Source organism: Solimonas sp. SE-A11 (assembly GCF_030345715.1).
Lineage (GTDB): Bacteria > Pseudomonadota > Gammaproteobacteria > Nevskiales > Nevskiaceae > Solimonas_A.
Map to the genome: position 1 here is coordinate 76,781 of NZ_JAUASX010000006.1, position 19,485 is coordinate 96,265.

Genomic DNA, 19,485 nt, shown 5'->3' on the forward strand with positions numbered 1-19,485 from the left:
GGCTCCATGCAACAGCATCTCCCCCTGATCCGCGCCTCCGCGGCCGTGGAGGGCCCCCTGGCCGGCCTGTTCCACCCGGCCGTGGCGGACTGGTTCACCGAAGCCTTCGGCGCTCCCACTCCGGTACAGCGCCAGGCCTGGGAAGTCACCGCGCGCCACCGCAACGCCCTGATCGCCGCCCCCACCGGCTCCGGAAAGACGCTGGCCGCCTTCCTGGCCGCGATCAACGATCTGGTCGTGGAGGGCATCGAGCGCGGCCTGGCGGACGAGGTCCATGTCCTCTACGTGTCGCCGCTCAAGGCTCTGTCCAACGACATCCAGAAGAACCTGCAGGCGCCGCTGGAGGGCATCCGCCAGCGTGTGCGCGCCATGGGCCTGGGCGAGCTGTCGATCCGCGACGCGGTACGCACCGGCGACACGCCGTCCTTCGAGCGCGAGCGCCAGCGCCGCGCGCCGCCGCACATCCTGGTCACCACCCCGGAGTCGCTGTTCATCCTGCTGTCCTCCGATTCCGGCCGCGACATGCTGCGCAACGTCCGCAGCGTGATCGTGGACGAACTGCACGCCATGGCTGGCTCCAAGCGCGGCGCCCACCTGGCCCTGTCGCTGGAGCGCCTGGAGGCGCTCTGCGCCAAGCCGCCGGTACGCATCGGCCTGTCGGCCACGCAAAAGCCCATCGCCACCATGGCGGAGCTGCTGGTCGGCGGCCGCGACACGCCTTGCGAGATCATCGACACCGGGCACGTGCGCCAGCGCGACCTGGCGCTGGAGGTACCGCTGTCGCCGCTGACCGCGGTGATGGCCACCGAGGTCTGGGGCGAGATCTACGACCGCCTCGCCGAGCTGACCCGTGAACACCGCACCACGCTGATCTTCGTCAACCAGCGCCGCATGGCCGAGCGCCTGGCGCGGCACCTGGCCGAGCGCATCGGCGAGGAGCACGTCACCGCGCACCACGGCAGCCTGGCCAAGGAACACCGCCTGAAGGCCGAGCAGCGCCTCAAGAACGGCCAACTCAAGGCCCTGGTCGCCACCGCCTCGCTGGAACTGGGCATCGACATCGGCGACGTCGACCTGGTCTGCCAGATCGGCTCACCACGCTCGATCAACGCCTTCCTGCAGCGGGTTGGCCGCTCCGGTCACGCGGTGCGCGCCACGCCCAAGGGCCGCCTGTTCCCGGTATCGCTGGACGACCTCGCCGAATCCGTGGCACTGCTGGATGCCGTGCAGCAGGGCGAGCTGGACCGCATCGGCATCTTCCAGCAGCCGTTGGACGTGCTGGCGCAGCAGGTCGTCGCCGAGGTGGCCAGCCGCGAATGGGGCCTGGAGGAACTGCATGCACGCCTGCGCCGTGCCCTGCCCTACCGTGCGCTGACGCTGGAAGCCTTCGAGGAACTGGTGCAGATGCTGGCCGATGGCTACAGCACGCGCCGTGGCCGCCGCGGCGCATTGCTGCACTACGACGCCGTCAATCGCATGCTGCGCGGCCGCCGCGGCGCCAAGCTCACCGCCGTGACCAATGCCGGCGTGATCCCGGACCAGTTCGACTACGACGTGGAGCTGCAGCCCGAGGGCCTGCGCGTCGGCACGCTGAACGAGGACTTCGCCTTCGAAAGCCTGCCGGGCGACATCGTGCAGCTCGGCAACACCTCCTACCGCATCCTCAAGGTGGAGACCGGTCGCGTCATCGTGGAGGACGCCAAGGGCCAGCCGCCCAGCATGCCCTTCTGGTTCGGAGAGGGCCTGGGCCGCAGCGAGGAGCTGTCGCTGGCGGTCTCGCGCCTGCGCGCCAATGCCGACCGCATACTGGGCGAGGGCAGCGTCGAGGACTGCCGCGACTGGCTGGTGCGCGACTACGCGCTGGGCCCGCCCGCGGCACTGCAACTGGCCAACTACTACGCCGCCGCGCGTATCGCCCTGGGCCTGCTGCCGACGCGCGAGCACATCGTCTTCGAGCGCTTCTTCGACGAGGTCGGCGATACCCACCTGGTGATCCACGCCCCGCTGGGCTCGCGCATCATGCGCGCATGGGGCCTGGCCCTGCGCAAGAGCTTCTGCCGCCAGTTCAACTTCGAGCTGCAGGCCGCGGCGCTGGACGATTCGCTGGTGCTGTCGCTGGGCCCCACGCACAGCTTCCCGCTGGAGGACGTGAAGGGCTTCCTGCACGCCAACACGGCTCAAGAGAAGCTGGTGCAGGCGGTGCTGCAGGCACCGATGTTCGGCACGCGCTGGCGCTGGGCGGCCAGCACCGCGCTGGCGGTGGCGCGCAACCGCAACGGCAAGCGCGTGCCGCCGCAGTTCCAGCGCAGCGATGCCGAGGACCTGCTGACCCATGCCTTTCCCGACGCCGTCGCCTGCCAGGACAACCTGCCGGGCGACCGCGAGATGCCGGACCACCCGCTGGTGCATCAGGCCATGTCGGACTGCCTGCACGAAGTCATGGACGTGGACGGCATGGTGGCCCTGCTGCGGCGCATCGAGACCGGCACGGTGAACGTGGTCTGCCGCGATCTCACCGCGCCCTCGCCGCTGTCTGAATCCATACTCACCGCCAAGCCCTACGCCTTCCTCGACGACGGCGCCGCCGAAGAGCGGCGCACGCTGGCGGTGAAGACGCGCGGCGTCTTCGAGCCGGAGACCGCCGCCGACCTCGGCCGCCTGGACCCGGCGGCGATCGAGCAGGTTCGCGGCGAAATGCGCCCCTCGGCGATCAACGCGGACGAACTGGCCGATGCGCTGGTGGTGCATGGCTTCCTCACCGCGGCCGAGCTGCGCGACATGGACGCGACGAATTGGGCCGGGGAGTTGATGAAGCAGCGCCGCGTGGCGCGGCTGCTGCATCGCGACGACATCCTCTGGGCCGCCGCCGAGCGACTGCCCGAGCTGCGAGCCGTCCTGCCGCAGGCGCGCGTGGAGGGCGATGCACCGGCACTGTCCGCACCACCCGATCCCGACCAGGCGCTGCACGAACTGACCCGCAGCCGTCTCGAGGCGGTCGGCCCCGTCACCGCCGCGGAACTGGGCGCGCCACTGGGCCTGTCGGCCGGCACCATGGCCATTCCGCTCGCCGCGCTGGAGGCCGAAGGCTACGTCATGCGCGGCGATTTCAGCGGCGCCGGCGAGGAGCAATGGTGCGAGCGCCGCCGCCTGGCACGCATCCACCGCCACACGCGGGACAAGCGCCGCGCCGAGATCCAGCCCGTGTCGCCAGCGGCCTTCATGCGCTTCCTGTTCGACTGGCAGGGCCTGGCCGGCGGCGAGCGCCGCGAGGGTGCCACCGCGCTGGGCCTAGTGCTGAGTCAGCTCGAAGGCTTCCCGGCAGCAGCGGCGGCCTGGGAGTCCGAACTGCTGCCCGCGCGCCTGCATCACTACGAGCCTGCCTGGCTGGACCAGCTCTGCGCCACCGGCCGCAGCATCTGGCAACGCCTGCCCCATGGCGACGGCAGCGCGCGCAAGGCCGCGCCGGTACGCGCCACGCCGATCGTGCTGCTGCCGCGCGAGCAGGCGGCGCACTGGCAGGCCGCAGCCGACCACGATCCCGATCTCTCCGGCGCCGCGCATGCGGTGCTGGACGCACTGCGCTCACACGGTGCCTCCTTCTTCGTGGAACTGGTGGCCGACTCTGGCCAGTTGCGCAGCCAGGTGGAACAGGCGCTGGGCGAACTGATGAGCCATGGCCTGGTCACTTCCGACGGCTTCGCCGGCCTGCGCGCGCTGATCGCGCCGGCTGAGATGAAGGCGCGGCGCCTGCGCCGCGGCGGGCTGCAGGCCGCCTTCGCTAACCTCGAGGGCGCCGGCCGCTGGTCGCTGGTGCGGCCCAGGCGCGCCGCGGAAGCGCCGGAGCCGGCCGCGCGCACCGAGCATGTCGCGCGCACGCTGCTGCGCCGCTACGGCGTGGTGTTCCGCAAGCTGGTGGAGCGCGAGCCCTCGCTGCCGCCCTGGCGCGAGCTGTTCTACGTGCTGCGCCGGCTGGAGGCGCGCGGCGAGGTCCGTGGCGGCCGTTTCGTCAGCGGTTTCTCCGGCGAGCAGTTCGCTCTGCCGGAGGCGGCCGGCAGCCTGCGCCGCCACCGCGAGGACGCCGACGCCGCACTGGTCACGATCTCCGCCTGCGATCCGCTGAACCTCACCGGCATCCTGCTGCCGGGCGAGCGCGTGCCCGCCACGCCCGGCAACCGCGTGCTGTTCCGCGGCGGCGTACCGGTGGCCAGCCGCGTCGGCGGCGAGACGCGCTACCTGGTGCAGGGCGACATCGGGCTGCAGGGCGAGTGGAAGAGCCGCTTGGTGCGGCGCGCCAACCGCGGCAATGACCCTGCGGCTATCGAAAGTACAGGCTGAGTTCCGCCACCCGATCCAATTCCCTCTCCAGCCAGCGGGAGGGGGATTGCTCATGCGGCGAATTTCCGCGGCGCGACTTACGGCTGCGCAGCCGCTGTCACGAAGCTGAAGCTGTAGGGGCGCTCCAGCGCGACGCCCCGGTAATCCTTGGCCTTGGTCGTCACCACCGCGGTATAGCGCTCGTTGGCGCGCAGCGGCTCCTGCAGGCGCAGCTTCACGGCATTGGCGTACTCCCGCTGCCAGCTGCCCGCTTCCACTTCGCCCTTCACGCGGCGGCCTTTTTCGTCGAACAGGCAGAAGGTGCCCGGCAGCTCCAGGCTTGGCGCGTCCATGCTGCTGCTGAAGAACACGTGCAGCCAGCGGTTCTCGGTCCAGGACTCGCGCGCCGGCTCCATCACCACATTCAGGGCGCCATGGCCTGGGTAACTGCCGATCACCGCCGGCGGCAGGGGCTTGGCCGGATCGCCGGTCAGCAGGTCCCAGAGCTGGCGGTACATGCCGGCCACCGCGTAGCCGCTCTGCACCACGCCACCCGGCGCGGTGTAGTAGTTGGCCGCGGCCCAGGGCATCTGCAGGCGCATGCGCGTCACCTCCAGCGGCGCGGCCAGGCTCTCGGCCTGCACCAGCACGCGCGTGAACAGGCTGCCGCGCTCGATCGCCAGGGCGTTGACGCCCTGGTCCGGCCGGTTGCGCTTGTACACCTCCACCAGGTCCGCCGTCGGCGGGAACACCAGCGCCGGCGCGTTCAATACCAGGCGGCGCTCGGCGATGTTGACCATGTCCATCGCGTACTCGATGGCGTTCATCGGCGTGGCGCCGTAGATCTGCTTCAGCGGATCGAGCACCGTCGGCGGCAGCTGCGGCACGAGTTGGCCGATCCACTCCACCGAGTTCGGCGTCTCGCCGCGGTTGCGCACCTCGGGCTCGAACTGCGCGTCCCAGGTCTGGTCGGTGAGGCCGTGCGCGGCATTGCCGAAGGCGAAGGCGATCAGGTGGCCGCAGCGGTCGGTCAGCAGGTTCAGGTCGATCAGCCCCAGCGGCGGACGCCGCAGGATCGCGGTGCGTACCTCGCCGCTGCAGCCGGTCTCGCGCAGGTACTGCACGAACTGGATCGTGAAGTCGCCCCAGTGCGCGCGTTCGGCCATGTCGCGGTCCGCCGCCACCAGCGCGCCGGAGCCGTAGCCGCCGTCCGGGAAGATCGCGCCGGCGATCAGCGCCGGGCGATGCGCGGTGAGGATGGTCTTGAGCGCGCCGTCCTCCAGCGCATCACGGCCGAAATCGGCCATGGCGGCATGGGTGGCCATGCCGGCGGCCTGAGCCAGGCCGGCGGAGAGAGACAGGAGCAGGGCAGCGATCAGGCGCATCGGAATCTTCATTCGGTGGATTTGCAGCAGCCGTCTTCCAGCAGCCGCACGCGCTCCAGTTCGGCGCGTGCCGCGGCGTCCGCGTCACCGCCAGAGGAGGCAGCACCGGGAGCATCGGAGGAGTGGCAGGCGGCCAGCAGGGCCGCCACCAGGAACAGGGTGGCGAGACGGATCATCGGCGCAGTGTGGAATCGGCGGGTGTCGCGAGGATGACGGCGGCCCCGCCAGGCCGTCATTGGGAAAGATGGCTCTCTCCCGGCGCCTGTCGTCGTTCTCGAACGACCTTCCATCTGCCCCGCCAGTCAGTAGCGCACAGGACCATTGTAAGTTTTGTCCTACAACATCAAGAAGAGACGGCTTACATGTCAGCCCAACCCCTCAGGACCCGCAGGATCACCTGCATCGGTTTCGACTGGCGCGCGGAGGTCTCCCTCAAGGAAACCCTGGCGCTGCTCCGCGGCAAGACCCGCGAGCCCTGGCAGTACACCGACGAGCTGACCGCCGACGTGGTGGTCTACGAGACCCACAACGCCCTGGCGCAGGCCATGGTGCGGCGCTGCGCCACCGAAGGCACAGGCCGCGTGTTCTTCCCCTCCTCCAGCGAGGACGACAGCGTCCTGACGCTGCGCTACCCCTTCGGCGCCAGCCGCCTGGTGTCCTGCCTCGACAGCGCCTCGCTGCAGCTGCAGGGCCGCCAGGCCGCCACCGAGCACGTCGAGGCGCCGAGCCTGTGCCAGCGCCTGGACGACGCGCTGCGCACCCCCGGCACGCTGGCCGTGGCGATCCGCGCCGGCGGCCAGCAGGGCTGGCTGAGCCTGCCGGAGCGCGAGCTGCACTGGTCTCAGCCGCTGGGCGTGGAAGAGATCGCCGAACTGCTGTCCGGTGAAGTTGAAGTGGAAGCGCTGGGCCCCACCGAGGGCGCCGCACTGCGCCGACTGGAATCCGCCGCGCGCCACCCCGCGCCGGCCGAAGGCCTGCTCTGGGCCATCGGCATCGCACGCTCCAAGGGCTCGCTGCTGTCGCGCCTGGACATCGCCCGCCCCTGCCGCCTGCGCCGCTGGCCGGACTTCGGCGCCATCGGCCGCCGCAGCCTCGACATCCGCTGCGCCTCGCTGCTGACGCAGCGCGAGATGGCACCGTCTCACCTGGCGATGATGGCCGGCATCCCGCTGGGCGTGATGGGCAACTTCCTCAATGCCTGCGCGCTGGTCGGCGTGCTGGAGACCGGCAAGACCCTGCCGGCGGCGGCAAGCGCTCCGCAGGCGGCCGCGCTGCCACAGGAATCGGGCCTGGGCAGCATGCTGCGTCGCATCCGCACGGCACTGGCCCTGGGTCACTGACGTGCGCGAGTACAAGCTGCTGTTCGCCGGACCGATGGGCGCCGGCAAGACCACCGCGATCTCCGCCATCAGCGATGCCGCGCCGGTGCGCACCGAGGCGCTCAACAGCGACCGCGCGCAGCACCAGAAGGAGACCACCACGGTGGGCTTCGACTACGGCGAGATCGCGCTGGAAGGTGGTGATCGCCTGCGCCTCTACGGCATGCCGGGACAGGACCGCTTCGACTTCATGTGGCGCGTCGCCAGCGAAGGCGCGCTGGGCGTGGTGCTGCTGGCCGACAACTCGCGACCCGATCCGCTGGCCGACCTGGCGCTCTACCTGGAGTCCTTCCGCGGCATGGCAGAACGCGGCGCCATGGTGATCGGCATCGGCCGCCTGGGCTCAGGCCACACCAGCGTCGAGTCCTACACCGCCTGGCTGGCCGGGCAGGGACTGTCGCTGCCGGTGTTCACGGTCGATGTGCGCCGTCGCGACGACGTGCTGCTGCTGCTCGACGCCCTGCTCTACCAGATCGAGGCCGCCCGGATGCTGGCGGAGGCTCCCCATGTTTGATGAAGCCGCTGCAGGCCCGACACCGGCGCACTTCGGCCCCGCACTCGACAAACTGCTGGCCACGGTGCCGGCACTGACCGGCGCCGTGCTGTCGCGCAGCGACGGCTTCGAAGTGCTGAGCCGCACCCGCGCCGAAGTGCCGGTGTCGCGCCTGTCGGCCCTGTCCAGCTCGATGGTGGCACTGAGCCAGGCGGCGCTGCGCGAGGTCGGCATGCATGGTGGTGGCGGCAGCGTCCTGGTGGAAGGCCAGGACGGCAAGCTGCTGCTGCTGGAAGTGCCGCTGCGCGGCCAGCCCATGGTGCTCGCCGCCATCGGCGGCGCCGACCTGGTCACCGGAACCCTGTTATGGGCAGCACGCGACTGCGTGCGGCAACTGATACAACCCTGAAACCCCCACCCAAAAAACGGAGCACAACAAGATGAGCAACCTTCAAGCGTCCCTCGACAGCTTCCTGACCCTCGACGGCGGCCTGTGCAGCGCCCTGGTCGACGCCAACAGCGGCATGATGCTGGGCCAGTCCGGCAGCGGCGTGGACCTGGAACTGGCGGCCGCCGGCAACACCGAGGTGGTGCGCGCCAAGCTCAAGACCATGAACTCGCTGAAGCTCAACGACACGATCGAGGACATCCTGATCACGCTGGGCAAGCAGTACCACATCATCCGCCCGGTGGCGTCCAAGCCCGGGCTGTTCTTCTACGTGGTGCTGGACAAGACCAAGTCGAACCTGGCGATGGCCCGCCGCAAGGTGCAGGACGTGGAAGCCGCGCTCAGCATCTGAGCGTTGCAGCGTTTGGAAAAAGGGCCTGGCTCGCGCAGGCCCTTCTTTCGTTCAGTCGTCCTCTCCACCACCGAACAGCCCACCCACGGCATCGCCCACCGCTTCCAGTCCGCGGCCGGTGGCGGAGCCCAGGTCCTTGACCATGTCGACCACGCCGATGCCCAGCGAGGCGGCGGCGCCCACGGCCAGGCGCATCGACAGAGTTTCATTGAGCGAGAAGCGCGGGCTGTTGAGATCGCCTTCCAGCACGAAGTCGAGATCAATGCGATCGCCGCCGGATTTCAGCGACGACACCACCGCACCGCGCGACATGCCCATGAAGGTGCCACCCAGGCCATCGCCGGAGCGCAGCTTCAGGTTCTTGAGGATCAGCTTGCCCGGCGCCTTGAGCTGGCGCTGCTGCACCTGCGAATGCAGGTCCAGGTCCACCTGCCCGCGCTCCACACCGGCCTCCGTGGCTCGCAGCAGGTAGGGCTCCAGCGGCACCAGGTCCACGTCACGTAGCGTCAGCTTCAGGTCGGATTCGCGTGTGGCGATCTCCAGCCAGCCGCTCAGCTCGACCGTGCCGCCACCCTTCACCCGGCTCTCGGCATCGAGCTGGCTGCGGCCGGTGCGCTGCGGCACCTGCAGGTGGTCCAGCGTCGCGTTCAGCGCCTCCAGGCGCACCCGTGCCGGACCGCCCTTGGGGCTAGCGTCGTGGAAATCAAGCACCGAATCCTTCAACTGCACCTGGTCGATATGCAGCCTGAAGCGGCCACCGCTGTCCCCGTCCTTCTTTTCGCTACGGCCCAGCAGCGTCGGCAGCAGCTTGAGCTTGCCCTCGCGCGTGCGCTGCATGGAGAGATAGCCCTCCTCCACCGTGACCTGGCCCACGCGATATTCGTCGGAGAACAGTGAACTCAACTCGGCTTCCACCAGCAGGCGCTTGGCCCGCAGCGTATCCTCGAAAGGCCAACCCTCTGGCGCCGCCAGGCGCAGGTCCTCGACCACGACACTGCCCAGGCCGAGGCGGATGCTGCCCACCGTCGCCTCGGGCCCCAACGCCGCCAGCACCTGGCGCTTCAGGCCCCAGGCAACACCCTGCCAGGCCAGCATCAGCGCCAGCGTGATGATGCCGAGCACGGCCAGTACGCGGTGCCTGCGGCGCCGCGTACGGGTCACAGTGTCGGCCGCCTCGCTCACAGCGTGCGGTAGACCTCGGCGCCGCCCTCGCGGAATTCGGCGGACTTCTCGGCCATGCCCTGCTCCAGCGCGGCAGTCTCGTCAGCGCCGAGCTTGGCGGCGTAATCACGCACGTCCTGCGTGATCTTCATCGAGCAGAAGTGCGGGCCGCACATGGAGCAGAAGTGCGCCAGCTTGGCGCCCTCCTGCGGCAGCGTCTCGTCGTGGAATTCCTTGGCCTTCTCCGGATCCAGGCCCAGGTTGAACTGGTCCTCCCAGCGGAACTCGAAGCGCGCCTTGGACAGCGCGTTGTCGCGCACCTGCGCACCCGGGTGGCCCTTGGCCAGGTCCGCCGCATGCGCGGCGATCTTGTAGGTGATGATGCCTTCGCGCACGTCGTCCTTGTCCGGCAGGCCGAGGTGCTCCTTGGGCGTCACGTAGCACAGCATCGCGCAGCCGTACCAGCCGATATTGGCGGCGCCGATGCCGGAGGTGATGTGGTCGTAGCCCGGCGCGATGTCGGTGGTCAGCGGGCCCAGGGTGTAGAACGGTGCCTCGAAGCAGTGCTTGAGCTGCTCGTCCATGTTCTCCTTGATCATCTGGAGCGGCACATGGCCGGGGCCTTCGATCATCACCTGCACGTCATGCTTCCAAGCGATATTGGTCAGCTCGCCCAGCGTGTGCAGCTCGCCGAACTGCGCATCGTCATTGGCGTCGGCGATGGAGCCCGGGCGCAGGCCGTCGCCCAGCGAGAAGGACACGTCGTAGGCCTTCATGATCTCGCAGATTTCCTCGAAGTGCGTGTAGAGGAAATTCTCCTTGTGATGCGCCAGGCACCACTTGGCCAGGATCGAGCCGCCGCGCGAGACGATGCCGGTGACGCGGTTGGCGGTCCAGGGGATGTAGCGCAGCAGCACGCCGGCGTGGATCGTGAAGTAGTCCACGCCCTGCTCGGCCTGCTCGATCAGCGTGTCGCGGTAGATCTCCCAGGTCAGTTCCTCGGCCTTGCCGTTGACCTTCTCCAGCGCCTGGTAGATCGGCACCGTGCCGATGGGCACCGGCGAGTTGCGCAGGATCCACTCGCGCGTCTCGTGGATGTTCTTGCCGGTGGACAGGTCCATCACCGTGTCGCCGCCCCAACGCGTGGACCAGACCATCTTCTCGACTTCCTCGGCGATGCTGCTGGTCACCGCGGAGTTGCCGATGTTGGCGTTGATCTTCACGCGGAAGTTGCGGCCGATGATCATCGGCTCCAGCTCCGGGTGATTGATGTTGGCCGGGATGATGGCGCGGCCGCGCGCCACTTCCTCGCGCACGAACTCCGCCGTGATCTCCTTGGGCAGACGCGCGCCGAAGCCTTCGCCACGGTGCATGCGGCGCAGGTAGCCGGCCTTCTCGTAGCTGGCGCGCAGCTCTTCCAGGCGGGCATTCTCGCGGATCGCGATGTACTCCATCTCCGGCGTGACGATGCCCTGGCGGGCATAGTGCATCTGGCTGACGTTGGCGCCGGCCTTAGCCTTGCGTGGCGCGCGGATGTGGTCGAAGCGCAGGTCCGCGGTCTTGTCGTCGGCGGCACGGATGCGGCCGTAGATCGAGCTGGGGCCGCGCAGCTGCTCGGTGTCGCCGCGGGCCGCGATCCAGGGCTCGCGCAGCGCCGGCAGGCCAGCCTGCAGGTCGATGCGCGCCGCCGGATCGGTGTAGGGGCCGCTGGTGTCGTAGACCGTGACCGGCGGGTTCGGCTCCAGGCCGTCACGGGTCTTGGTCGCGGTCAGGCTGACTTCGCGCATCGGCACGCGTACGCCCTGCGGACCCTCGACGTAGATCTTGCGGCTGGAGGGAAACGGCCGGGTAACGTCGGCGGACAGCTGCTCGGCACGGCTGTGGATGTCTTCTGCGATGGCGCTCATGGGTTCCTCGTGTTCTCGAGGCGGAGCGCGCTGCAGGACGGAATGCGCCCGTCTGCAAGCCTTCCCTCCGCCGTACGGCCAGGTTCCAAGGGTCTGTTCTCAGCCTGTCGTCACAGGCACCCCCGGCTTTGAGCGACACGATAGGACATGCGCCCGGCAGGGGCAAGGCAAGTCCTTGTCCCTTCAGGCAGAGTCTGTGGTTTCTACTGGTCCCGCGCAGGATCGCGCGGCCCGGCGCAATGGGCCGGATTTCCCAGGAGCGGCTTGGTCGTGCCCCAGGCCTGCCGGCTATGCTGCGGCCTGCACGCGCCCATCCCGGCGGCGACAGTGCAAAAAACCAGGAGGAAGAATGCAGCCCGCGGATCCGGTTACCACGGTGTTCATGCCGATTGCGCTCGGCGTGATCATGTTTGGCCTCGGCCTGTCGCTGCGCGTCGCCGATTTCACCCGCGTGCTGAAGTACCCCAAGGCAGTGGTGGTGGCCCTGGTCTGCCAGGTCGTGCTGCTGCCGCTGGCCTGTGTCGCCATCGCCCACCTGTTCGGCCTGGCACCGGCGCTGGCAGTGGGCCTGATGCTGCTGGCGGCCTCGCCCGGCGGCACCTCCGCCAACCTCTACAGCCACCTCGCCCATGGCGACGTCGCGCTCAACATCACGCTGACCGCGGTCAATTCCGTGCTGGCGATCCTCACGCTGCCGATCATCGTCAACCTGTCGCTGCAGCATTTCATGGGCGAGGGCCAGACCCTGCCGCTGCAGTTCGGCAAGGTCGTGCAGGTGTTCGCCATCGTGCTGGTGCCGGTGGTGCTGGGCATGGCGCTCAATGCGCAGCTGCCAAAGCTCGCCGTCCTGCTAAGCAAGCCGGTGAAGCTGCTGTCGGTGCTGTTCCTGCTGGCCGTGATCGGCCTGGCACTGTTCAAGTCGCGCGATGATATCGGCGGCTTCGTGGCCGCCGTGGGCCCGGCCTGCCTGGCCTTCAACCTGCTGAGCCTGGCCGTGGGCTACGGCGTGCCCCGGCTGCTGAAGATGGAGGAACGCCAGGCCATCGCCATCGGCATGGAGATCGGCATCCACAACGGCACGCTGGCCATCGCCATCGCGCTGTCGCCGCTGATGCTGAACAACCAGGAGATGGCGGTGCCGGCCGCGGTCTACGGCGTGATGATGTTCTTCACCGCCGCCGCCTTCGGCTGGTTCGTGAATCGCAAGGGCCGCCCGCCGGAACCCGCGGCCGCTCCCTGATTGTGATTAAATATTTAAAATAACCACATTATTCAATCAAAGAAGGCGGCGCCGATTGGCGCCGCCAAGCCCCACTCTTTGATCGTCAGAACAGTTCGCCGGCCTTGGGCAGGCCCGCCAGCTCCGCCGGCACGCCGTCGAGCAGGCCGCAGAGCGCGGCGGCGTTGAGGAAATTGTTGGCCACCACCGGCGGGATGCCGGCGGCGCTGGCCAGCTGCCCCGGCGTCAGCGGCGCCTGCAGTAGCAGCGCGCTGCAGCGCAGGTCCGACTTGCGGCTGCCCATCGTGCCGAAGTCCGGCCGCCGCCGCAGGCCGTAGGCCCGCTTATGGTCCAGGCGGCGCAAGAGCCTGCCGCCAGAGGTTGCCACGCCCACCGCCCACAGCGCGCTTTCCCAGGGCTGCTGCTGCGGCGTAATGGCCTGCAGCTTGCGCAGGGCGCCGTAGTCATCGGCGCGCAGCACCTGCACCTCCACGTCCGGCGCCAGCAGGCGCGCGATCTCGTCGCCGCCCAGCGGCAGGGGCCAGCGCAGCGCCGCTTCCGCCGGCAGCAGCAGGCCGCGGCGCTCGCCGGTCAGCAGCGCCACGCCGCGCACGTTGGGGCTGCGCAGCGCCTCGTCCAGCCGCTGGCAGAGTCCGTCGCGCTGGGCTTCCGCACGCGGTGCCGGCAAGACTGCGGAGGCATGGTCCAGGCAGCGGATCAGGCGGCTGGCGCCAAAAGGGTGGCGCAGGCGGCGCTCGGCCTCCGGGGTCTCGCCGTCGCAGGGCAGGAACAGCCGGCGCGGGGCGGAGGGCGACTCCCGGCGCTGCAGCGCCTGGGCCAGCTGGTTGCCGGGCTCGTAGATGACCACGTCGGCCGCGGCCAGTTCCTCGCCGAAGTCCCAGGGTTCGCGGGTCCTGCCGCCAAGAAGGGCCAGGGTGGCGCGCAAGGAGCGCTCCGCCTGCCAGTCGATGCCCAGGCAGGCCAGTCGGCGGTGAGGGGGCGTTCCCTTGGAGCCTAGGAGGGGCATATGTCAGCCTTTTGCCTGTGAAACAGTAGGTAAAAGATTACATATGCCTGTGTACAAGCCGGCGCCGCCGCAGGACCGGCGGTACAGGATGGGGCGACGGCCGGTGGGGCGTCCCCTTACTGCCAGCCCACCACCTCGTAGCCCTGATCGGCCAGGCAGCGATTGACGTAACTCATGTAGACCGGGCTGGGCTGGTTACCGCGGAACAGTCCGGTCACCAGGCCCGTGGCGGCTCCCGCCGCCGCACCGGCACCGACCCCGCGGCCGATGTTGCCGTAGACCGCTCCGGCCGCCGCGCCGCCAACGCTGCCCACCACGGCGCCGCCGGCGGTGGAGCGCGCCACGTCATTGCCGCCACGGCTGAGATCGGCGGAGTCGGCCTGCTGGATGCAGGCCTGCACGGCCGCGTCCTGCGCCGCCTTGCCGCGCAATTCGGACGTGGCATTGGGATAGATCACCGGGCGGGCACTGGCGCAGCCGGCGAGCAACAGGACAGCAAGCAGTGTCAGGAGGTGGCGTGGCATAGGGGTCTCCGCGCAGCTTTGATCCCGATCCTAGCAGCAAGTTCTCCGCGGTCCGCGCGGCACCGTCTACTGCGGCGCCTTGTACGCGGCGATGTCGCGGATCAGATCCTCGCCGCTGAGCTGCGTCGCGTTCTTGCCGCCGAGGAAGCTGGTAAGCCCGGACTTGTCGTAGTGCGCCTTGATGCGGTCGCTCATCAGGCCGATGTACTCCAGGTTCGGGATCAGGCGCAGGAACATCAGATGGCGGAAGGCAGCCATCGACGGCGCGTTCATCACCACCTCGTCCCAGTCCTTCAGCGACAGCTTGTGCTCGAACCATTCGTAGTACAGCTCGTGCGACAGGAAACGGTTTCGCATCAGCAGCGCCACCTCGTAGGCCCAGTCCTCGCGCTCGCGGCGCTCGGCCTCGCTCAGCTCCTGCGAGATATGCGCCTTCAGCGCCAGCACGCCGTAGTGCACGTGGCGCGCCTCGTCCTGGATCACGTAGCGCAGCAGCTGCTTCAGCAAGGGCTCGCGGGTGAAGTTGTACATGGTGCCGAACGCACCGAGCGCCAGGCCCTCCACCATGATCTGCATGCCGAGGAACTTCACGTCCCAGCGCGAATCGGTGAGCAGGTCATCGAGGATCACGAACAGGTTGTCGTTGACCGCGTAGACCTTCTGCAGCTTGGTGTCGAGGTAGCGCAGGAACACTTCCAGGTGGCGGCCCTCGTCCATCACCTGCGTGGCGCCATAGAGCTTGCCGTCGAGCCACTGCACCGACTCGGTCACCTGGGCCGCGGCATAGAGCGCGCCCTGCTCGCCGTGCATGAACTGCGACAGCGTCCACGACGCCATGTCGGCGGCGAAGCGCAGCTTCTCCTTCTGGTTGAGCCGGATGCCCTTGGCCGCCAGGCCCTCGAAGGGCGGATAGTCCAGCGGCATCACCGGCTTGTCCGGGTCCTCCGGGTCCACGCTGGTGCTCCAGTCCAGGTCACGGTCGCCGTTCCACTGGTTGGCCACCGCGCGCCGATACAGCTCGTACATCTCCGGGAAGTCGCCCTTGTAGGTAAGGTCGAAATGCGCGGCATGACCCGACACCATCGGCACCGCGTCGCCGCTACGCGCCCTGCCTAGCACCAGCCCGCGCACCGCCGAGGGCGCCATCGACGCCGCCACCTTGAGGTTGCCCACCGAAGCCAGCACACCGAGATTGTCGAAGGTGCTGTAGATCTGGTTCTGTGCCTTCAGCGGCAGGCCGTTGAGCATGCGGTCGAGCATCATGGCGAATCCCTCTTGAGATCAGGCAGCGACGGACAGCGGTCCGGTGGCGTAGGCCGAACAGGCCAGGGTGAAACCCGCCGCGCGTTCCTCCGGCGACAGGCAGTTGGGTTCGCTGAGGGCCACCTCGCCCTCCAGCACCTGGAGCTTGCAATGCGCACAGCCGCCGACCATGCAGCTGAACGGCAGCGGCAAGCCCTCGCGCAGGCCGGCTTCCAGGATGCTCTCGCCGGGCCGCTGCGTGACCACGCGGCCCGACTGCTTGAACAGGATCTCCTGCGGCTCGCTGGGCCGCGCCTGCGCCTTGGGCGCCGCCAGGAAGCGCTCCTGGCGGATGCGCGCCGCCGGCACGCCGGCCGCATGCAGGGCCTCGGCCGCCAGCTGCATCAGGCCCGCAGGCCCACAGAGGTAGAAAGTCGTCGCCGGATCGGCACCGAGCAGGCCGCGGATGCGCTGGCTGTCGAGCCGACCGCGCTGGCCTGGCCAACCGTCCTGCGGCTGCGACAGCACGTGCACCACATCCAGCGACAGATGCCGCCGCGCCAGCTCGCGCAGACGCTGGTCAAAGACGATATCGGCCTCGCGGCGGCTGGCATAGACCAGGCGGATGTCACGCTGCGGGTTCCGCTCCAGCGCGGTCTCGATCAGGCTGATCACCGGCGTGATGCCACTGCCTCCAGCCAGGAAGCGCAGCGGCCCCGTGCCTTCGTCCAGCAGGAAGTCGCCGGTGGGACCGATCAGCCGGTAGCGGCTGCCGACTTGCAACGCCTCATGCACGTGCGAGGACACCCAGCCACCGGGAATCAGCTTGATGGTGCAGGCCAGGCCACCGCCCTCGGGCACGCTCAGCGAATAGGCGCGCCGCACCACCTGTCCGTCGATCTCGAAGCAATGGGTAAAGTACTGCCCGGCGCGGAAGGCCGGCATCACGCCGTCCTCCGGCTCCAGTACCAGGGTGACGGCATCGGCAGTCTCGCGCCGCAGCTCCGACACGCGCACCGGCCGCGGCGCATGTCCCGGCTCGGGGTTGCCCCAGCGTTTCGAAGGTCCTGTCTCGCGCGGGACCAGGATCCGGCGCGGCCTGCCGAGTGCGAACATCGTTCACCCCGAGTCTGTTGGTGCTCCTCGGGGTCCAGCTTGCGAGCGATGCCGCGGGTTGTCAAACGCTCGGTTAATTCGATTACCGCGGGTCCTCGGCACGCCCGGCCGCCACCGCATTCACATAGCCGGACTGCAAGGCCTTCAGCGGATGCGAAGCCGTGACATGCCCCATGAACGGCGGATGGATGTTGTAGCCCAGCAGGCCCTGCAGGCGCGGCGACATCGCCGCCGCACGCTCCGGCGGCACGCCCAGGAAGTAGTTCTCCTGCGTGCGCGCCCAGGGCTCGCAGTACTGGTTGGAGAAGGCCAGCCGCGGCGCCGTGCTGCGGTTGGCGCCCCCGCGGTGCAGCAGCGTCCCTAGGAACACCACGCAGGCCCCGGCCGGCATCACCGTGGGCCGCAACTGCCGCTCCAGCACGGGGCTGGCCGCCGCATCGGCATCGAGGCCGTCGTAGCTGCCGGCGATGGTGGCATCGCTCCACTCGTGGCTGCCGGGGATGATCTCAGTACCCCCGTTCTCCGCAGTGAAGGCATCCACCGCCACGATCGTGCTGATGCTGATCGCCGGACGCGGCCGCGGGACGGGGTAGAAACTGTCGTCGCTGTGAATCGGCTGCGGCGTCTCGCCGGGGTGGATGCAGATCGCCTGGCTGGCCGTGAGCAGGAAGCCCGGCATCAGGAAGCGCTCCAGCAGCGCCAGGATGCGCGCGTCCTCGGTGATGCGCTCGAACACCGCCCCGCGCGCCACCAGGGTATAGACGCGCTCGGTGCGAAAGCCCTCGAAGTTGTTGCGGCCCTGGTGGCTGCCGAGGAAGGGCGCCAGGCCCTCGCGCACCGCGCGCACGGTGCCGGCGTCCAGGAAGTCCGGAATGACGCTGTAGCCGTCGCGCCGCAGCGCCTTCTCGTGTGCATCGACGCCGAAGCCCATCGCTTTCCCTCCCTATCCCCGGTGATGGAAATACAGCGCCGCGTAGATGCGCGGCTCCACCTGCAGCCCCTCGGCGCGCTTGCGCTGCAGCCAGTCGTGCACCTGGGCCAGCGGCACGCGGTGCACGGTGATGTCCTCGCCCGCCACGCCGCCGCCGTCGTGCACGCGGGTCAGGCCGGTGACCTGCACCAGGTGTAGTTGCTCCGAAGCCAGCCCCGCCGCCACCGGACCGCTGATCAGGGTCCGCGCGGCGCTGCCGCGGTAGCCGGTCTCCTCTTCAAGTTCGCGTAGCGCCGAGGCTTCCACAGCCTCACCCTTGAAACCCTCGTCGTCGCCGATCATGCCGGCCGGCAACTCGATGGTGCGTGCCTGCAGCGGGTAGCGGTACTGCTCCACCAGCAGCAGCTCATCTTCGGGCGTCACGGCCAGGATGAAGGCGGCACCGGTAGAGTTGGTGCGGGTGACATACTCCCAGTGCCGGTCCTTCAGCAGGCGCAGGAACTTGCCCTCGTGCAGCGTCTGGATGTTCGCGTCGCTCATGCGGCAGCCTCCCAGGCCTCCACGAGGTGTTCCGCACGCGGCCCCTGTGCCAGAGCGCGCGCCAGCCAGCGCAGCGCCGGCTCCATCTCGGCGGCCCAGCCGTAGGGCGGATTCAGCACGCACAGCCCGCAGGCGCGCATCTGGCCCTCCGCCTCCGCGCCGTTGTGCAGCTGCAAGTCCACGCCCGAGCGCGGATGCTCCCGCATCAGGCGCCGGCGGAAGCGATCCGCCTCGTGGCGATTCTTTACCGGATACCACACGGCGTAGACGCCGCCGGCCCAGCGTGCGCTAGCCTTCTTCAGGTAGGCGCTGACCGCGTCGAACTCGTCCGGCCGTTCGAACGGCGGGTCGATCAACACCAGGCCGCGCTTCTCGGGCGGCGGCAGCAGGGCATGGCTTTCATAGCCATCACGCTGGTGGAGCTGCACGCGAGGGTCCGCGGCAGCGTTCAGGCGCAACTGCTCGAACACCGCCGGCACCTTCTCGCAGGCGGTCACGCGGTCCTGCTCGCGCGCGCAGGCCAGGCCCAGCAGCGGCGAGCCAGGATAGCCCCCGCCGAAGCCGCGCACCTGTTCCAGGTAGTCGCGCACCGGCGCCGGCGGCGCTGCGGAATCGGCGAGCCGGCCAATGCCATCGCGGTACTCGCCGGTACGCTCCGCCGCCGCGTCGGCCAGGTCGTAGAGGCCGCTACCGGCATGGGTGTCGAGCAGGCGCCAGGGCTTGTCCTTGCGGCTCAGCGCGCGCAGCAGTCCGCAGAGCAGGACGTGCTTGAAGACGTCGGCGAAATTGCCGGCGTGGTATCGGTGTTGGTAATGCATGCCGCCAGTTTAGCGTTCTCAGGGCCGCCTCTGCCTCGCCTAGTCCTGTCCCAGGTAGTGTAGGATTTCCGCGCGCGCCGGTTGCTGCGCCAGCCACTCGCGGATGCGGGTGGCCTCGGCATGCACCTCCTCCCCCAGCATCTGCCGGAAACGCTGCGACTGCGCCTCGCGCTGCTGCTGCTGGCGCAGCTTCCGCTGCCAGGCTTCGGTGGTCACCGAGGTGATCTCCAGGTGCATGCCGCGGGCCTTGAGCCAGTCCCACTCGCCGGGGTCCAGCCAGACCTCCTCGCAGCCGAAGCAGTAGTCCAGGCCATGCGCGGCATCGGCTAGGACCTTGTACTTGACCATGATGCGGCTGCATTTCGGGCAACCCAGCGCATGCCGGGTATCCGTGAAGCTCTGGTCGAAAGGCTCCTGCGGCTCCGCCCGCGGCTGCTTGCGACGCGGGGCCATCCAGTCGACATAGGGCGACAGCGACAGCAGCATGCCCTTGCAGCCGGTGCAGGCGTAGCCGGGCAGGCCCTCGTCGATCTTCGCGGGCCTCAGGTAGCCCTTGCGGCAGGCGCTGCATTTCATGTGCATTTCCTCCAGTGGGAACAAAAAAGCCGCGGCCTCCGTGGAAGCCGCGG

At 69.2% G+C, this 19,485-nt stretch carries 18 protein-coding genes and 1 riboswitch; of the genes, 6 read left to right on the forward strand and 12 right to left on the reverse strand.

Annotated elements, in window-relative coordinates:
• The first annotated feature begins 6 nt into the window (after positions 1 to 6).
• Positions 7 to 4,335 (forward strand): DEAD/DEAH box helicase, encoded by a 4,329-nt coding sequence (locus QT386_RS08890; protein ID WP_289273392.1) that lies wholly within the window; start codon positions 7 to 9, stop codon positions 4,333 to 4,335.
• Between the two features lie 77 nt (positions 4,336 to 4,412).
• Here QT386_RS08890 and QT386_RS08895 read toward each other — a convergent pair whose 3' ends face one another.
• Together QT386_RS08895 and QT386_RS08900 are read right to left on the reverse strand one after the other, a co-directional pair.
• Positions 4,413 to 5,699: an Ig-like domain-containing protein gene (locus QT386_RS08895; protein WP_289273393.1), complete on the reverse strand. Its 1,287-nt coding sequence runs from the start codon at positions 5,697 to 5,699 to the stop codon at positions 4,413 to 4,415.
• A gap of 8 nt (positions 5,700 to 5,707) precedes the next feature.
• Positions 5,708 to 5,875 carry a hypothetical protein gene (locus QT386_RS08900; RefSeq protein ID WP_289273394.1) on the reverse strand — a complete coding sequence of 56 codons (168 nt, stop codon included), beginning with the start codon at positions 5,873 to 5,875 and terminating at the stop codon, positions 5,708 to 5,710.
• A gap of 186 nt (positions 5,876 to 6,061) precedes the next feature.
• Between QT386_RS08900 and QT386_RS08905 the strand changes: the two genes are divergently transcribed.
• Genes QT386_RS08905 through QT386_RS08920 form a run of 4 tightly spaced genes read left to right on the forward strand, consistent with a single transcriptional unit; the run spans position 6,062 to position 8,371 of the window.
• Positions 6,062 to 7,039 carry a hypothetical protein gene (locus tag QT386_RS08905; RefSeq protein WP_289273395.1) on the forward strand — a complete coding sequence of 326 codons (978 nt, stop codon included), beginning with the start codon at positions 6,062 to 6,064 and terminating at the stop codon, positions 7,037 to 7,039.
• A gap of 1 nt (position 7,040) precedes the next feature.
• Entirely contained in the window at positions 7,041 to 7,592 is a 552-nt protein-coding gene (locus QT386_RS08910; RefSeq protein WP_289273396.1) for an ATP/GTP-binding protein, read from the forward strand.
• Positions 7,585 to 7,980 (forward strand): hypothetical protein, encoded by a 396-nt coding sequence (locus QT386_RS08915; protein WP_289273397.1) that lies wholly within the window; start codon positions 7,585 to 7,587, stop codon positions 7,978 to 7,980. Before QT386_RS08910 ends, QT386_RS08915 begins: the two co-directional genes overlap by 8 nt.
• Positions 7,981 to 8,011: 31 nt before the next feature.
• Entirely contained in the window at positions 8,012 to 8,371 is a 360-nt protein-coding gene (locus tag QT386_RS08920) for a hypothetical protein (protein ID WP_289273398.1), read from the forward strand.
• 51 nt (positions 8,372 to 8,422) lie between these two features.
• Here QT386_RS08920 and QT386_RS08925 read toward each other — a convergent pair whose 3' ends face one another.
• The gene (locus QT386_RS08925) at positions 8,423 to 9,532 is read right to left on the reverse strand and encodes a DUF748 domain-containing protein (protein WP_289273399.1); all 1,110 of its coding nucleotides are present in this window, start codon (positions 9,530 to 9,532) and stop codon (positions 8,423 to 8,425) included.
• 17 nt (positions 9,533 to 9,549) lie between these two features.
• The gene (gene thiC / locus QT386_RS08930) at positions 9,550 to 11,439 is read right to left on the reverse strand and encodes a phosphomethylpyrimidine synthase ThiC (RefSeq protein WP_289273400.1); all 1,890 of its coding nucleotides are present in this window, start codon (positions 11,437 to 11,439) and stop codon (positions 9,550 to 9,552) included.
• A gap of 44 nt (positions 11,440 to 11,483) precedes the next feature.
• Positions 11,484 to 11,573, reverse strand: a riboswitch (TPP riboswitch).
• 215 nt (positions 11,574 to 11,788) lie between these two features.
• Here thiC and QT386_RS08935 point away from each other — a divergent pair.
• Positions 11,789 to 12,679, forward strand: a complete 891-nt coding sequence (locus tag QT386_RS08935; RefSeq protein ID WP_289273401.1) for a bile acid:sodium symporter family protein — start codon at positions 11,789 to 11,791, stop codon at positions 12,677 to 12,679.
• A gap of 85 nt (positions 12,680 to 12,764) precedes the next feature.
• On the opposite strand, the gene QT386_RS08940 is transcribed toward QT386_RS08935, so the two are convergent.
• The 8 genes from QT386_RS08940 to QT386_RS08975 form a co-directional block, all read right to left on the reverse strand.
• Entirely contained in the window at positions 12,765 to 13,685 is a 921-nt protein-coding gene (locus QT386_RS08940) for a hypothetical protein (RefSeq protein WP_289273402.1), read from the reverse strand.
• Between the two features lie 116 nt (positions 13,686 to 13,801).
• A complete protein-coding gene (locus tag QT386_RS08945) occupies positions 13,802 to 14,209 on the reverse strand; it encodes a glycine zipper family protein (RefSeq protein ID WP_289273403.1) in 408 nt (135 codons plus the stop codon).
• Positions 14,210 to 14,275: 66 nt separating this feature from the next.
• Positions 14,276 to 15,472 (reverse strand): ferritin-like domain-containing protein, encoded by a 1,197-nt coding sequence (locus QT386_RS08950; RefSeq protein ID WP_289273404.1) that lies wholly within the window; start codon positions 15,470 to 15,472, stop codon positions 14,276 to 14,278.
• 18 nt (positions 15,473 to 15,490) lie between these two features.
• Positions 15,491 to 16,567, reverse strand: a complete 1,077-nt coding sequence (locus QT386_RS08955; RefSeq protein ID WP_289273405.1) for a ferredoxin--NADP reductase — start codon at positions 16,565 to 16,567, stop codon at positions 15,491 to 15,493.
• 82 nt (positions 16,568 to 16,649) lie between these two features.
• Positions 16,650 to 17,498 (reverse strand): phytanoyl-CoA dioxygenase family protein, encoded by an 849-nt coding sequence (locus tag QT386_RS08960; RefSeq protein ID WP_289273406.1) that lies wholly within the window; start codon positions 17,496 to 17,498, stop codon positions 16,650 to 16,652.
• Positions 17,499 to 17,510: 12 nt separating this feature from the next.
• Complete coding sequence (locus QT386_RS08965) at positions 17,511 to 18,038, reverse strand: NUDIX hydrolase (RefSeq protein ID WP_289273407.1); 528 nt, start codon at positions 18,036 to 18,038, stop codon at positions 17,511 to 17,513.
• Positions 18,035 to 18,856, reverse strand: coding sequence for a 23S rRNA (adenine(2030)-N(6))-methyltransferase RlmJ (locus tag QT386_RS08970; protein WP_289273408.1), 822 nt, complete (start codon positions 18,854 to 18,856; stop codon positions 18,035 to 18,037). The genes QT386_RS08965 and QT386_RS08970 overlap by 4 nt, the downstream gene beginning before the upstream one ends.
• 39 nt (positions 18,857 to 18,895) lie before the next feature.
• Positions 18,896 to 19,432 carry a zf-TFIIB domain-containing protein gene (locus QT386_RS08975; protein WP_289273409.1) on the reverse strand — a complete coding sequence of 179 codons (537 nt, stop codon included), beginning with the start codon at positions 19,430 to 19,432 and terminating at the stop codon, positions 18,896 to 18,898.
• Positions 19,433 to 19,485: the final 53 nt, after the last annotated feature.